The organism is Brevibacterium sp. 'Marine' (assembly GCF_012844365.1).
GTDB lineage: Bacteria > Actinomycetota > Actinomycetes > Actinomycetales > Brevibacteriaceae > Brevibacterium.
In genome coordinates, this window is the sequence record NZ_CP051626.1 from 2944404 (window position 1) to 2957626 (window position 13223).

12 protein-coding genes are annotated in these 13223 nt (G+C 58.9%); 5 read left to right on the forward strand and 7 right to left on the reverse strand.

Annotated features, from left to right (window positions below):
• Window positions 1-159: 159 nt before the first annotated feature.
• Window positions 160-1350, forward strand: coding sequence for an ATPase, T2SS/T4P/T4SS family (locus tag HF684_RS13245; RefSeq protein ID WP_248278942.1), 1191 nt, complete (start codon window positions 160-162; stop codon window positions 1348-1350).
• Here HF684_RS13245 and HF684_RS13250 read toward each other — a convergent pair.
• From HF684_RS13250 to HF684_RS13265, 4 genes are all read right to left on the reverse strand, one after another.
• Window positions 1235-3010 (reverse strand): HIRAN domain-containing protein, encoded by a 1776-nt coding sequence (locus tag HF684_RS13250; RefSeq protein WP_169252836.1) that lies wholly within the window; start codon window positions 3008-3010, stop codon window positions 1235-1237. The genes HF684_RS13245 and HF684_RS13250 overlap by 116 nt on opposite strands.
• 237 nt (window positions 3011-3247) lie before the next feature.
• Window positions 3248-4489 (reverse strand): sodium/glutamate symporter, encoded by a 1242-nt coding sequence (gene gltS, locus HF684_RS13255; RefSeq protein ID WP_169252837.1) that lies wholly within the window; start codon window positions 4487-4489, stop codon window positions 3248-3250.
• A gap of 5 nt (window positions 4490-4494) precedes the next feature.
• Window positions 4495-5418 carry a formimidoylglutamase gene (gene hutG, locus HF684_RS13260; protein ID WP_169252838.1) on the reverse strand — a complete coding sequence of 308 codons (924 nt, stop codon included), beginning with the start codon at window positions 5416-5418 and terminating at the stop codon, window positions 4495-4497.
• Window positions 5419-5429: 11 nt separating this feature from the next.
• Entirely contained in the window at window positions 5430-6203 is a 774-nt protein-coding gene (locus HF684_RS13265; RefSeq protein ID WP_348981385.1) for an IclR family transcriptional regulator, read from the reverse strand.
• A gap of 293 nt (window positions 6204-6496) precedes the next feature.
• On the opposite strand from HF684_RS13265, the gene HF684_RS13270 reads away from it, so the two are divergent.
• From HF684_RS13270 to HF684_RS13285, 4 genes are read left to right on the forward strand one after another with little or no spacing between them, the layout of a single operon-like run.
• Window positions 6497-7207 (forward strand): GntR family transcriptional regulator, encoded by a 711-nt coding sequence (locus HF684_RS13270; protein WP_169252840.1) that lies wholly within the window; start codon window positions 6497-6499, stop codon window positions 7205-7207.
• Window positions 7194-8345, forward strand: a complete 1152-nt coding sequence (gene solA, locus HF684_RS13275) for an N-methyl-L-tryptophan oxidase (RefSeq protein WP_282433904.1) — start codon at window positions 7194-7196, stop codon at window positions 8343-8345. Before HF684_RS13270 ends, solA begins: the two co-directional genes overlap by 14 nt.
• Window positions 8342-9778, forward strand: a complete 1437-nt coding sequence (locus tag HF684_RS13280; RefSeq protein WP_169252842.1) for a sodium:solute symporter family protein — start codon at window positions 8342-8344, stop codon at window positions 9776-9778. The genes solA and HF684_RS13280 overlap by 4 nt, the downstream gene beginning before the upstream one ends.
• Window positions 9775-10920: an FAD-binding oxidoreductase gene (locus HF684_RS13285; protein ID WP_169252843.1), complete on the forward strand. Its 1146-nt coding sequence runs from the start codon at window positions 9775-9777 to the stop codon at window positions 10918-10920. The genes HF684_RS13280 and HF684_RS13285 overlap by 4 nt, the downstream gene beginning before the upstream one ends.
• Window positions 10921-11051: 131 nt before the next feature.
• Here HF684_RS13285 and HF684_RS13290 read toward each other — a convergent pair whose 3' ends face one another.
• From HF684_RS13290 to HF684_RS13300, 3 genes are all read right to left on the reverse strand, one after another.
• A complete protein-coding gene (locus HF684_RS13290; RefSeq protein WP_169252844.1) occupies window positions 11052-11711 on the reverse strand; it encodes a TIGR02391 family protein in 660 nt (219 codons plus the stop codon).
• Window positions 11712-11766: 55 nt separating this feature from the next.
• On the reverse strand, window positions 11767-12096 hold the full coding sequence (locus HF684_RS13295; RefSeq protein ID WP_169252845.1) for a helix-turn-helix transcriptional regulator: 330 nt from the start codon (window positions 12094-12096) through the stop codon (window positions 11767-11769).
• Between the two features lie 567 nt (window positions 12097-12663).
• The gene (locus tag HF684_RS13300; protein WP_169252846.1) at window positions 12664-13053 is read right to left on the reverse strand and encodes a helix-turn-helix domain-containing protein; all 390 of its coding nucleotides are present in this window, start codon (window positions 13051-13053) and stop codon (window positions 12664-12666) included.
• Window positions 13054-13223: the final 170 nt, after the last annotated feature.

Genomic DNA, 13223 nt, shown 5'->3' on the forward strand with positions numbered 1-13223 from the left:
AGCCCCCTTAGTGACATTCGTGAAACTACACGGCGGGCATTTGCCGAACCGATTCTCCGTTATCCACAGATTTGGTTTTTCACTGGATTCTTCATTCGACTACAGATAGGTTAAACAGCAAATCACGCTGTCTATTGAATGATCAGGCAAGGGTTCAGAGTGGAAGCCACCGAAGTCATCACCAGCGAGGTTCACAAACGGATCAGAGATCTCGATGTGGATCCCCGCGCCGATATTCAGCGCTCTCGTGAGCTCATTCGCACCGTCATCGCCGAATACGACGAGCGCAGCCTCGTCGCCGATCTCCCCCTGCTCGAGGACAAAGAGGCGACTTTCCGGCATATCGATCATCAGCTCTCGGGTTTCGGTGCCCTGCAGGACTATTTCGACGATCCGCACGTCGAAGAGATCTGGGTCAACTCACCGAGCGAGGTGTTCATCGCCGTCGACGGAATCCATCAGCTGACGACGACGAAGCTCAGTTCGGGTGAACTCGATGACCTCATCGAGCGGATGCTGCGCACCTCGGGCCGCCGTGTCGATCTGTCGCAGCCGTTCGTCGACGCCATCCTGCCCGACGGGTCCCGTCTGCATGTGGTGCTGCCCGATATCACTCGCACCCACCCAGCTGTGAATATCCGCAAGTTCATCGCCCGGCCGCGCAATCTCGCCAATCTGATCGCGCATGGATCGCTGACGGCCGGGGCCGCCGAGTTCCTCGACGCGGCCGTGGCCAGCGGGGCAAATATCCTTGTCTCCGGGGCCACTCAGGCGGGCAAGACGACGATGCTCAATGCCTTGGCCGGCTCGATTCCGGCCCGTGAACGCACGATCTCCTGCGAAGAGGTCTTCGAACTCAATCTGCCCAGCCGTGACTGGGTCCCCATGCAGTGTCGCCAGCCCTCATTGGAAGGCACCGGCGAAGTCACCCTCCGTGCCCTCGTCAAAGAGGCGCTGCGGATGCGGCCGACGCGCATCATCGTCGGCGAGGTCAGAGAGGCCGAAAGCCTCGACCTCCTCGTGGCATTGAATTCGGGGCTGCCCGGGATGGGCACCATCCACGCGAACTCTGCCCGGGCGGCGATCACGAAGATCTGCACGCTGCCGCTGCTGGCCGGGGCCAGTGTTCGGAAAGGGGTGGGTAAATGGAGCCCGTCAACTGAACATCGAATCAACGGACTTCATGAGAGCGGTTCAAAAGCCGCAATTCCGTGTCACAAATCTTTTGGTGAAGTCATTGACGGCGAAGCCCGTAAAGGACAGCGGCGGAGCGGCCGGACAGATTCACCGATGATTCACCACCATCAGCAAGCTCTTCATAGCGTCTGCCATCTCGAAGGAGGCCTTTAACTGACGATCGACCCACTTTGAGATGAGAAGCAATCTCAGCATAGGTGAAACCCGATCTCTTCAAATTGAGGGCGTCGAAACAACGGTATGCACGCTCAAGTGCCGAACGGTCGTTGAGAGTCCAAACGCGTTTCCCGCTGTCGCTGATCACTATTCGTACTACCGCCTCCGGGAGTTGGCACTCGTCCCCGATTTCTGAGGGAGTCCACAACTGGTCAGCGAGCGCAAGAATGCTGTCCTTTTCGTCTAGGCTAAGCGTGTCCGGTGTAACGGAGTTGAGTCTCCTGTCTGCAACGGCTGCTTGTATCGCACGCTCCGCTTTGCTTCGTAACGACTGCAAGCCCAGGGTCCCCTTGTAGTAGTTCCGAATCAGAAGGCTGAGGTGGTCATGGAATACCTGCGGAGTGATGGCATCGGCTTCTTCTGCAGACCGTGGACGATATGCAATTGATGCTCCGCTCTCACGAAATTGTTCGATGGCTAAGTTCCGGGCGCGGTCGGAACTCGGGTCATCGTAGAAGTAGGCATCCGCGACCAAAGCTCCGATTGAGTCCACGTCGATTTTCAAGAGATCTGCGATTAGAGCAGGCGTCAGCCCTGCATCGACGAGGAGTCGGGCCAGAACGCAGCACTCGTAGTAGCTCATCACCCCACCGCTACAATGCTTCGCCTCGACAATTCTCACTGGCCATACGCGATCTAGCGGCACGGCCGCCTCTATTGCCGAAGCCAACGCTGTTTCATATGCACCAGCCCACTCACCGGTAGGAACTGCGTATTCAAGTTCATCGTCGACCGGTTCCGAAGTTTGGCCAGTACGCTCGCTGAGATATCGAGTCACTGTGCCTGAAGAAACATCAAGTACCTTGCCAATAGCTACTCGTGTCATGCCCTCTGACACCATTCGACTGGCCAGTTCAACGTTCAGTGCTCGGCGAATTCTTTTCAACCTGATTCGACGGATTCTTTCAGTCTTCTGGATCAGTCTGAAAACAGAGCGATGTGGGAACGGGTAGTCAAGAAATGACCTACTATTGCATGAGCTTTGAATGCTGACGACCGAATCGCTATGTATATCCACAGCATCAGCTATTTCGTGAGCACGCTCCAACACTGTCGTTTCGAGGTCCGACCACAGGTTGAACAGGCTATACTTTCCATCATCATCGAGAGGTAGGGTCGCGAAGACGGCCCGGGCAACTTCGAAAGTTCCGCTCCACATGCGCAGCAGGGTCACCAGTGAGAGGCCCGAAAATCTCACTTCGACAGTCAAGCGATTCGATGACCACTCGTTGCCATCGGTGATTCGCGCGTTCGTGAATACCGCAAATCCCAAACTGTTGAACGTCACGATCAGCGGGAAGTACGAAGAGGCAAGTTTCGACGGCATGTAGCCGAGACGTGTACCGCCGTGCTCAACCGAAACCGCAGTCTTATCCCATGGATTACCGGGTTCCGGCACCAGTTCAACTTTCAGACTATTATCTGACAGAGCGACGATCCGCTCCTCGTAGAAGTCGGTACCGGCAATGTTGAAGAACCCTTGGTCTGGAAGCGCCCCGAGATCCAAGGACCTCTGCGGCCGGAGGTATTCGTGTCGTGGTCGACGGTAGACTCCATCACTTGGTAGCGCTTGACTACTGTCTTCTGCTGAGCTCATAGACACAGTATGATCGGTTCGGGCTTCCTTTACCGTTTCGCGACCAAAACTAGTCTTACGCGCGGTGGTGCGGTGGTATCGCTCAACACAGGCGCGAACGGCAGTGCGACCGATGCGACAGGGGACTCGCGGCTCACGCGACACCGTCGTGTTTCCACGCCCCAATAAGCGCAATTACCAGACACCCGCGGCGAACAGCACCGGCGCTCATGGGGACTAATTCATCTCCACAACAAATCAACCGACCCAGTTCAGGCACCACACGATCCACGGCAAAGCAACTAGATCGATGAGGACTGCACCCGCGAGTGGCACGACGAGAAACGCCTTCTCCGATCGCACACCGAATTTGGCACTGAACGCGTCCATGTTGGCCAGTGCATTCGGTGTAGCTCCGAGCCCGTGGCCGATGAAGCCAGCAACCATGGTTGCAGCATCATAGTTCTTCCCCAGCATGCGGAATACGACGAATGCAGCGAACGACAGAATGAACGCAAGCTGAACCACCAGAATGACGACCAACGGTCCGGCCAACGACGACAGCTCCCAAATCTTGAGGCTCATCATCGCCAGTGTGAGAAAGAACCCGAGTGTGAATTGTGAGACCAAATCAACCGTACGATCGTCAATCCGCACCCAGCCGAGTTTGTCGTTGACATTGCGGAATACGACCGCGACGATCATGGCACCGACGTAGGCCGGCAACGAGAAACCTGCCGCTGTGGAGATCCAGTTTCCCAGCGCGATGCCGATGGTCATGATCACGCCAATGATGAGAGCCACGACAAGAAGGCTCGAATAGTTGGGTCCTCCCTTGTTATCCAAGCCCGAAACGTCGACGTTCTCTCCTGTGCCCTCGGAGATTCCAGCGGAACCGCCATTCACACGAACGCGCTCGAGTTCTGGAATTTTCACCTTGCTCCTTGAGACCAGGAAGCTCGCAAGCATTCCACCGAGCAGGCTTCCAGCGACGAGTCCGAACGTGGCTGAGGCGATGGCCACCGTTGTCGCTCCTTCAACACCCATGGCTTCGGCTGTCGGCCCAAAGGCTGCAGCTGCGCCGTGCCCTCCTTCGAGGCTGACCGCACCAGCCATGACGCCAAGCACAGGGTTGACCCCCATGACCTTTGCAAGTCCGATGCCGATGAGGTTCTGCGCGATCGCGAGTGTCCAGCACGCTATCAGATAGACGAATAGCAGTCGGCCGCCCTTTTTGATTGTTGCCAGAGAGCCTGCCAGTCCGATGGTGGTGAAGAACGCCACCATGGCAGGCTCCTGCAATGAAGTGTCGAACTCGATCTGCGCAGCTCCAGTCTGCCGAAGCAAGAGGACGAGAAGAGCAAAGAGGAATCCACCGATGACGGGGGCGGGGAAACAGAATCGTCGTAAGAACGCGATCTTGTGGCGTGCCCACTCCCCTAGAGCCAACAATATGAGAGCCAGCGCCGCTGATTGGACGAGATCAAGTTGAAGTTCCATCGTAGTCATCCTCGATTGCTTGTTAGGTCTGAGATCAGCGCCGCACCAGTGCGCGCCGTTCGGTTGTCGATGTCGAATTTAGGGTTGAGTTCTGCGATGTCGGCGTGAACGAGTTTTCCGGTTCGAACAGCCGTGTTGACGATATGACGAACCACTTCCGCGGAAACCCCAAACCCGGCCGGCGCGCTGACTCCCGGAGCATACGCGGCGGGGAGGACATCAAGATCGATCGTCAAATAGAGATAGTCGACTGAATCCGCGAATTCGGTAACGAAGCTCTCCACGAGCCCCACGTTTCCGAAATGACAGTCAACATCTCGCAAAATCCGCGCGTCCAAGTCCCGAGCGCGGTCGAAGAGCAAACGTGTATTGGAGAATTCGCTGATTCCGATTGCCGCGTAATTGAATGTGCGCCCAGCTGATCTCTCAGTGTCAGCTATCTGACTGAATCCCGTTCCCGAGGTCGCGCGCGCTTCTCGGCGTAAGTCGAAGTGGGCATCGATATTCAACACGCCTAGCTTCCAATCGTCTCCAGCGCCAAGTGCCTGAGAGAGGCCAGAATAGCTGGCATAGGCTATCTCGTGTCCGCCGCCGAGCCCGATGGTGAAGTGACCGTCGGCGAGCAATTCTGCCAGCGCATCGGCGAACTCATCCTGGCCATCCTCGAGCAGTTCACGGTCAACATGCACATCGCCAGCATCGTAAAGGGGCCCCGAGTGGTGGACTGCCATCGACCCCAACATGGACCGCAGCATCTCGGGACCGGATCTAGCACCCACACGTCCGCGATTACGTCTGACTCCCTCGTCGCTGGCAAAGCCGAGCAGAGCTGTTCCGACCTCGGCACCAGAGCTCCACGGAGCTATTGTGTTGTGCCACCGAGCGTTCCGCGCGTCCGGACCATCATCGCGTCCGGTCCAAGAACTCATGTACGTTCTACTCAAATTATTCCCCCGCTCATTGCTTCCGCCGTACGGCGCACACTATTGATCAGTTCCCTGCTGCGGCCGACACTGCGTTCAGCTGGGGCCATCAAAGTGACTGCTCCTCGCAGATTTCCACCGTCGTCGACAACTGGAGCGCTGACACCCCAGATCCCCGAATCGAGCTCACCGAAACTGACTGCATACCCATCGCTTCGTGTCTTGGAACACTCTTGCTCGCACTTGGTTCGAACTTCGACGTCGGCGTCGTAGAATGTGTAGATTTCATTGCGAGTCTGGGCATCAAGACGAGACAGCAAAACGGTCGCCGTGGCACCCCGCAAGAGTGGCTGGGAAGCTCCCACTGAGTAGGAACACCGCAGGGTGTGATTAGACTCGACCGTTTCGACGCAGACGGCCTCGGTGCTGTGAGCCACCATGAATGCCGCCAACTCGCCTGAACTCTGAGCCAGCTGACGAAGGTATGGTGTGATCGAGCCAGTCGCCAGGGTCGAGTCACGGTACCGTGCAGCAAGCTGCACGGCGATCGGGCCAGCACCGTAATGACGAGTGGAAGTCTTCTGCACGAAGCCGAAGGCAACCAGCAATTTCACTAGTCGGTAGACAGTGCTCACCGGAATTCCCGTTGTCTCACCGATGTCACGCACGGTGGACTGGGGAACTTTCGCCAAGGCGCTGAGGATACGAAGCACTCTCGAATCTCGAAAGTCTGAGGCAGCTCCGTTATCCATTAGTTCCTTCATCGTCGCGGTGAGATTCCCGTGGTTCATTAAACAGGATCTTCCGAGTACCGCAAGGAAATATTCTCATGCGCTGAGAACGTTCTAAATTTTCTTCTCAATGCCAGTTAGATAACACGCGCAAGCGGGTTCAGAGAGTTGCATGAGTGCCTGACGCCTAACGAGGCGGCACCCTACGACCATCCGTGAGCTTCCGCGTCAGGGTCACACAGTGACAGCCGTTTGCATCATTTCGCCCGGCACATATTTCAAGTTGGTCGCTGCCGAAAAGTAATTACCTTTGATCTATTGCAATCTCTTATTTGTGTGTCTAGCATCACAATATGGCGACAGCGAAGCACCTGGAGATCCGAGAGAGCATTGAAGCAGACATCCACAGAGGGCTCTTCGACGTGGGGCAGAAACTTCCCACAGAGAAAGAACTCATGGAGCGTTTCGGCGTCAGTCGCAACCCCGTGCAGAAGGCCATGAACGCCCTGGCGGAAGCCGGCCTCGTCTCTCGCAAACGCGGATCCGGAACGACCGTCGCCTCAACTGGCCTGCGCACCAACCTGCTCCGGATGATGGATCCTTCGCTGACCAGTCCTGAAGTCGACGGCGACCACAAAGTCGTCAGCGTCGAAGTGTCCTCAGCCGAATCATTTCCGCTCAGTCGAAACGTGTTCCCAAAAGGGCAGCCGACAGCTTCGCTGACGAGGTTGAAATACAGCGCTGATGGTCAACCACTGGCTCTCGAACGGTGCTGCATCAACCTCAGCCGTGCGCCAGAGGTCCTCTCGCAGAACCTGGAACACCTGACGACAATCGCGTACTACAACTCTCTCGGCCTTGGGATCAGACGAGCAAACACCGTTCTCAGGGCAGCCCTCCTTGAGCCGTTCGATGCCAGCCATCTCGAGATTTCTCCCTCGGAGCCAGTCGTCTGTCAACAGCGCACCACGCATCTGGTCGATGACTCCATCATCGAGGTTGCCGAGTTTTACATCCACCCCCGAAATATGACTCTGGAGGTCAGTCAAATTGATAACAGCTAACCCCGAGAAGATCGCCGTTATCGGAGCCGGCATCATCGGAACAATGACCGCATGGCAATTGGCCACCCGCGGATACGACGTCACCGTGTTCGACCAGTGGAACTCCCCTAACGACCGGGGCGCATCAGCCGGCGAATCCCGCATTTTTCGGACCATCTACAAGGAGGGCCCGGAATACGTGCCCATCCTGAGGAAGTCCTTCGACAAGTGGCAAGAACTGCAAAAGAACCAGAACACCTCCGTGCTCACCATGTGCGGCGGACTCATGATCGGCCATCCCGACATTGAAGACGTCGCAGCCGTCATCGACTGTGCTCAGGCCGCGGACCTCGACCACGAAGTGCTCTCGCAAACGGAGATGGCGAAAAGGTACCCACAGTTCGGGCTCGACAGCGATGAAGTAGGCGTCTTCGATCCGGTCGCCGGAGTGTTTCGACCAGAAGCTGCCGTCCTCGCCGCACGCAAGGAAGCCGAGCGGCTCGGAACGGAATTCAAGACCTATTCTCGAGTGCTCAATATCCGTTCCCTGAGCCACTCAGTCATGGTCGACACCGCCGATGGAGCTTACGCATTCGACAAGATCGTCGTCTCCACCGGCCCATGGGTGAACGAACTGACCGAGTTCGACTCCAGCACCGTCGAAGCATTGCGCTTGGTCGCCATGTGGTTCCCAGCCAAAGACATCCCATTGCACACGCCAGAACACATGCCCATCTCCATCCGTCGACATCCAGAAGGCGGATTCTCCTGCTTCCCTGCCCTCGACGGACTCGGCATCAAGATTCTGCCTCACCACTTGGCGTGGAAGACACTGGACTCGGTCGATGACCTCCCGCGTTTCATCGAGAACGAGGTCGTCCAGTCGACCGAGCACGCCGTTGCCCGCCTCATGCCCGGGGTCGACCCCATTCCCTACCGCGTGTCCACGTGGACCGAGGGATTCACTGTCGACGGTGCTCCGATCGTCGGCCCTTCAAGTGCCGACTCGCGCATCGTGTTGGCCGTGGGGATGTCCGGTCAAGGATTCAAATTCTCACCGATGATGGGCTCCATCGTCAGCGACTTCGTCGAAACGGGCACCTCATCAGATGCGATCGCAATCATGGACTCTCAGCGCTTTGATCGGAGCCCGTCATGAACATCGGCACCACAGTACTCATCTCAGTCACTGCTGCCATCGTCATCGGGATCGGCGCACTCATCTCGTTCTATGTCGGCAAACGAGCCAAATCCAATGACTCCTGGGTCGTCGGCGGCCGTAGCCTCCCGCTCTACGTCATCGCCTTCACGCAATACGCCACCGCAGTCGGTGGCGGCGTGCTCGTCGCCCACGTCGGCATCGCCTACGCATGGGGCCTATCAGTGTTCTGGTACGAGATCTTCGTCATCGTCGGCCTCCTCGTCATTGCGATCTTCGCTGGATGGCTGCGCCGCCGGACGTTCTCCACCATCCCCGAAGTCTTCACGAAGCTCTACGGCGAGCACCGACTCATGCTCTCCATGGTCGCGCTGGCCGTCATCGTCGTTCCGTTCGGCTGGTTGGCCACACAGTTCATCGCCTTCGCCAACCTCTTCAACGCGGTGACGGGCATTGGGATCACGCCACTGATCATCATCATGGCCGTGGTCTCCATCGCCTTCGTCCTCCCCGGCGGTCTGACGTCAGTCGCATGGTCGGACTTCTTCTTCGGCGTCTTCATGGTCATCGCATCAGTGGTTGTCGGCGCATACGCGATCATCAACGCCGGCGGACCGTCGACGATCGTGAAGAACCTCCCGGCCGAGCTGACCACGATGCCTACCGGGCTCACAGCTGCCGGCGGATTGACGATCCTGCTGTGGCTGTTCTCCATCCTTCCCGGCACCCTGACCAACCAGCTCTACTATCAGCGCATCTTTGCTGCCAGCAACGTCAAACGGGCCCGACAGGGCATCTACCTCAGCTGTATCCTGATCGGAATCTCCGGTGTCTATGCACTCATCATCGGGGCCTCAGTTCGCAGCATGACTGGCCAATTCGGCATCGACGGCCGCGAACAGGCGGCAGGGTGGTTCCTCGCCCAGCTGCCCGGTTGGCTAATTGCGGCCTACGGTGCGTTCCTCATGGCCACGATCGTCTCGACCACCGGGTCGGCGCTGCACTCTGTCGTGGTCAACTTGGTCAATGACCTGAGGCCAGCGTTCGTCAAGAACAAGGACACATCTTCCGACCTCGTTGCGATGTCTCGCTGGTGCACCGTCGCAGTCTCCGCAGTCGCTGCAGTCCTTGCCATCGTCTTCCCCACAGCGCTGAACTGGCTCGTTGCCACTTACGCCTACTCGGCTTCGATGCTGGCTGTACCGTTCCTCCTCGGCATGGTCCTGACCAACAAATGGATCCTCGACGTTTCAGTCGGATACGTCTCTATGGCGGCCGGCCTCGTCGTATGCGCGGTTGCCCACATCGCAGGAACCACCATTCCCTACGCAGTCTTCGGCATCATCGCGAGCCTCATCGCCTACCTGATCATGCTTGCCGTGAAGAAACCGCAAGCCCGAACACTCTCCGAAGAAGAAGGAGCCCTTTCATGAAGATACTCGTCGTCGGTGCAGGAGTCCTCGGACTCACCACCGCGTTCAACCTCGTCGAAGACGGCCATGACGTCACGATCGTCGACAAGACCGGCCCCTACGCACAAGCAAGCAGTCGGTCATTCGCCTGGATCAACGCCAACCACAAGCTGCCCGCCGATTACCACCGACTCAACCGTGCCGGAATCGCAGCTCACGAGGAGTTCCAGAAACGATTCGCCAGTCATGGAACCTGGTTCCACCAGCACGGGTGCATCATGTTCGACAGCTCGCCGGACAACGTGACCGGATATGACGAGAGATTCACTGAATCGGCTGAGCTCGACTACCCGGTCGAGCGAATCGGCTCCGACCGCCTACGCGAGCTCGAACCCACCGTCAACTGGCCGACGGACTCAGGCTTGTTCTTTCCTCTCGAAGCCCACCTGGACAACGAAGCGTTCGGCAGCCTCGTCGAGGGCTTCCTCGACGAGACCGGCATTGCACCGGAAGTTGCAGAAGTCATCCGCGTGGAGACCAACGCAGACGGGGCGGCCGTGGAATTCGCCGACGGAGGCACTCGGAACTTCGACCAAGTGATCATCGCCGCAGGCGCAGACTCCGGAGCTATCGCAGATCGATCGGGTCTCCTGCTTCCAGTGGCAGATCTGTCTCAGCCCGGACCACGGACGCACAGTTTGCTGGGTGTCACTGCTCCCACTGACGTGAACCTCAACCGGATCATCATTTCAGACAAGATTAACGTGAGGCCCCGTCGCGACGGCAGCATGTTCGTCCAAATTCCTTCAGTGGAAGCTCGTACCGAGGAAGGAGAGAGCCCGGAGCTGCTCGACGAGGTCCGGGCCGTCATGGAATCCGAGCTCCAAACGCTCTTCGGCACGCACATCCCCGTGGACCACGTCATTTTCAGCGGACGCAGCTTCCCGGAAGACGGTCTGAGCATCGTCGGATACCTCGACGACCACCACCGCGCTTACTCGCTCGTCACCCACAGCGGAATGACCATGGCTCCCCTACTAGGACGGCTCGTCGCTGATGAAGTTCGAGGAGACAACTCGCCACTTTTCAAAGCGTTCCGACCAAGCCGATTCGCTGACGGGGTAGTAAGTGCTACGCCCTCTACCTTCATCGGCCGACAGTAGGACCGCGGATCGCCGTGCCCGGGCATCGCATCAGCGCCCGGGCACGCGCTAATCGAAGTCAGTCGTTATGCCGAAACTTGACCAAGCTCCGGTACGGACGGGCGTTCAGACCTCGCTCTGCGAGAGAGCCGCTACTTCGCAGTCGCGCCGTCGAGCTGGCGATGAAGCAGGCTGGCGAATCCGAGGTATTCCAACGCTTGTTGAGGGTCCCGGGGCCGGAACAGGTCGTGCGCCCTTGGATTCCGAACTCCGAGCATCGCCCCACGGAAGAGCGCTGCGAACCCCTCTTGCTCGTCCTTTCCGCTCTGACCAGATGCGGTGGACACAGAAACCCGCGGGTTCGAGCCGCCGAACACCTCACCCATCAACTTGACGCCAGACTGCGTGGACTCCGTGAGCTCCCGCACGCGGACTTCGATCGACTTGAATGCCTCGCTCACGGCGGCTTCGTAGTGCCCGTCGGCGAACAGTTCGCTCGATGAGCCGATGATGTCCTCATGAAGGTTCTCGATCGACAGTCGGCGTACAGCTGCTATTCGGCTCGGCGGTGCAGCGCCCCAGGTCACGTGGATGTGCTCCATGCCGCGGAATGATGGCCCCGTGGGATTGTTGACGTCGACAGCCGCCGCGACCTTACGAGCTGTGCCGCCGCGTGGGTCCGGGAACTCCACGACATCGCCTTCATATATCGGCGTGTCTACAGCAAAGAACCCGGTCTTTGCCTGGATGTGAGCCTCCACGTCAAATCGCTGCTCGTCTTCGGTACCGGGGCTGTGGACGATGGTGACCATCGTGGTACCGAAAGCACGGAAGCGAGACGGGAGCGATGCCATATTTCCAATGTTGTCATTGACTGCCGAATACCGCCAGCAGGTCCGTGCCACGGCAGTCTCCGCATCTGCCGCTCCCTGGCAGATGCATGCGAGAGACTCGACTCATGATCCGCAGACTGAGCAGGATCGCCGGGCGTACGCCGAGGGCTGCCGCAATGGCGATGAGGTTGTCGACGGTGGCGGCCCGCTCCCAGTGCTCGATGCGGCGCAGGTCCGCGGTCGTCAGGCCGTGGCCGAGCTGGGAGAGGACGTAGGCGAGCTCGTCGAGGCTGAGGTCGCGCAGCTGGCGGTAGTGGTGGACGGCGTCGGCGAAGGCGCGGGACGTGGGCGGGAAGTCGGCCATGGCATCAACTGTATGGCGGGGCACGGACACAGGATCGGCTCGAAGGCAACGGCTGCGGGAGGACTGCCGTGGACGTGGGGACAGGCGGGAGGTTCGCGGCCCCGCCCTACGGGCGGCGGCTCGCCGCCAGGCCGGGGTCGCGGGAGGAAGGCGGGTGGTTGGGGGCTCGCCTCAGTCACACGCGGATTCCCGTGTGACTGGGTGCGTGATGGTGTGTGTGACTAGGTGTGTGACCGGCATTTCGCCTCATAAACCAACATCACTGCATGCTCACTCACGACCAGTCACATACATACCCCTCGAAAGAAGTATGCGCGTACGTGCGCGGGGGATATATACATATAGATCCCCCGCGCATACGCGCAAGAGGTCGAAAGGGTGTGTGACTGTGTGACCGGGGTTGTTTTCGTCTGGTTTACCAAGCAATTCGCAGTCACACATCCTGTGTGACCGGAGCTCGCACCGCCACCGCCTGCCGCCCTTCCACGAGCGTCCAGCCCGGCACTCAGCGCCGACCTTGGAGAGCCTGGCCGCCGGGCCGCTGCGCGCGAGCATACGATCCGGCGGTCAGTTCTCCAGGGAAGCCTCAAGTCCCTCGATCTCCTTTTGGATATGAGCCATCGCGGACTGCGCCTGCTGAAATTCCGACTCTGCCGCCTTCGCTCGCTGCTCCTGCAGCTCGAGGTCGCGCCGGAGCGCGCGGATCCTGCGGTAGACGCTACTCGTGGCGGTCAGCAGGGTCATGAGCGGCACGTCGAGGGCCTCAGCCGCAGCAACGGCTTCATCAAGGCGGACGGCCCGTTGAGACCGTTCGATGCGCGTGACGGCAGTCCCATCGACGGAATAGCCGAGTATCTCCGAGATCCGCTTGGCCAGCGCCGTCTGGCTGACGTCCGCTCGGGCGCGCTCCTCGCGGAGGCGTCGAGCGAAGGTATCGGTCGGCGAGGTGTCGGCCACGGCGCGTCTCCTGATCTACGAGGAAGTCGATACTGCTGCAATCACAGTACCGCACTTTGAAACTGGTGCAATCGCAGTGCATCGTGTAATCTTGTAGGCAAGGCCGCACCCAGTTGGTGCAGCCAATCCAGTGCAGAGGCCAGGGTCGATCAGGTCCTGGATGAGCCAGA

Bases quoted from the DNA above. Each gene is read 5' to 3' on its own strand.
- HF684_RS13250 (WP_169252836.1), bottom strand. From the start codon at position 3,010: ATGAGCTCAGCAGAAGACAGTAGTCAAGCGCTACCAAGTGATGGAGTC.
- gltS (WP_169252837.1), bottom strand. From the start codon at position 4,489: ATGGAACTTCAACTTGATCTCGTCCAATCAGCGGCGCTGGCTCTCATA.
- hutG (WP_169252838.1), bottom strand. From the start codon at position 5,418: ATGAGTTCTTGGACCGGACGCGATGATGGTCCGGACGCGCGGAACGCT.
- HF684_RS13265 (WP_348981385.1), bottom strand. From the start codon at position 6,203: ATGAACCACGGGAATCTCACCGCGACGATGAAGGAACTAATGGATAAC.
- HF684_RS13270 (WP_169252840.1), top strand. From the start codon at position 6,497: ATGGCGACAGCGAAGCACCTGGAGATCCGAGAGAGCATTGAAGCAGAC.
- HF684_RS13280 (WP_169252842.1), top strand. From the start codon at position 8,342: ATGAACATCGGCACCACAGTACTCATCTCAGTCACTGCTGCCATCGTC.
- HF684_RS13285 (WP_169252843.1), top strand. From the start codon at position 9,775: ATGAAGATACTCGTCGTCGGTGCAGGAGTCCTCGGACTCACCACCGCG.
- HF684_RS13290 (WP_169252844.1), bottom strand. From the start codon at position 11,711: ATGGTCACCATCGTCCACAGCCCCGGTACCGAAGACGAGCAGCGATTT.
- HF684_RS13295 (WP_169252845.1), bottom strand. From the start codon at position 12,096: ATGGCCGACTTCCCGCCCACGTCCCGCGCCTTCGCCGACGCCGTCCAC.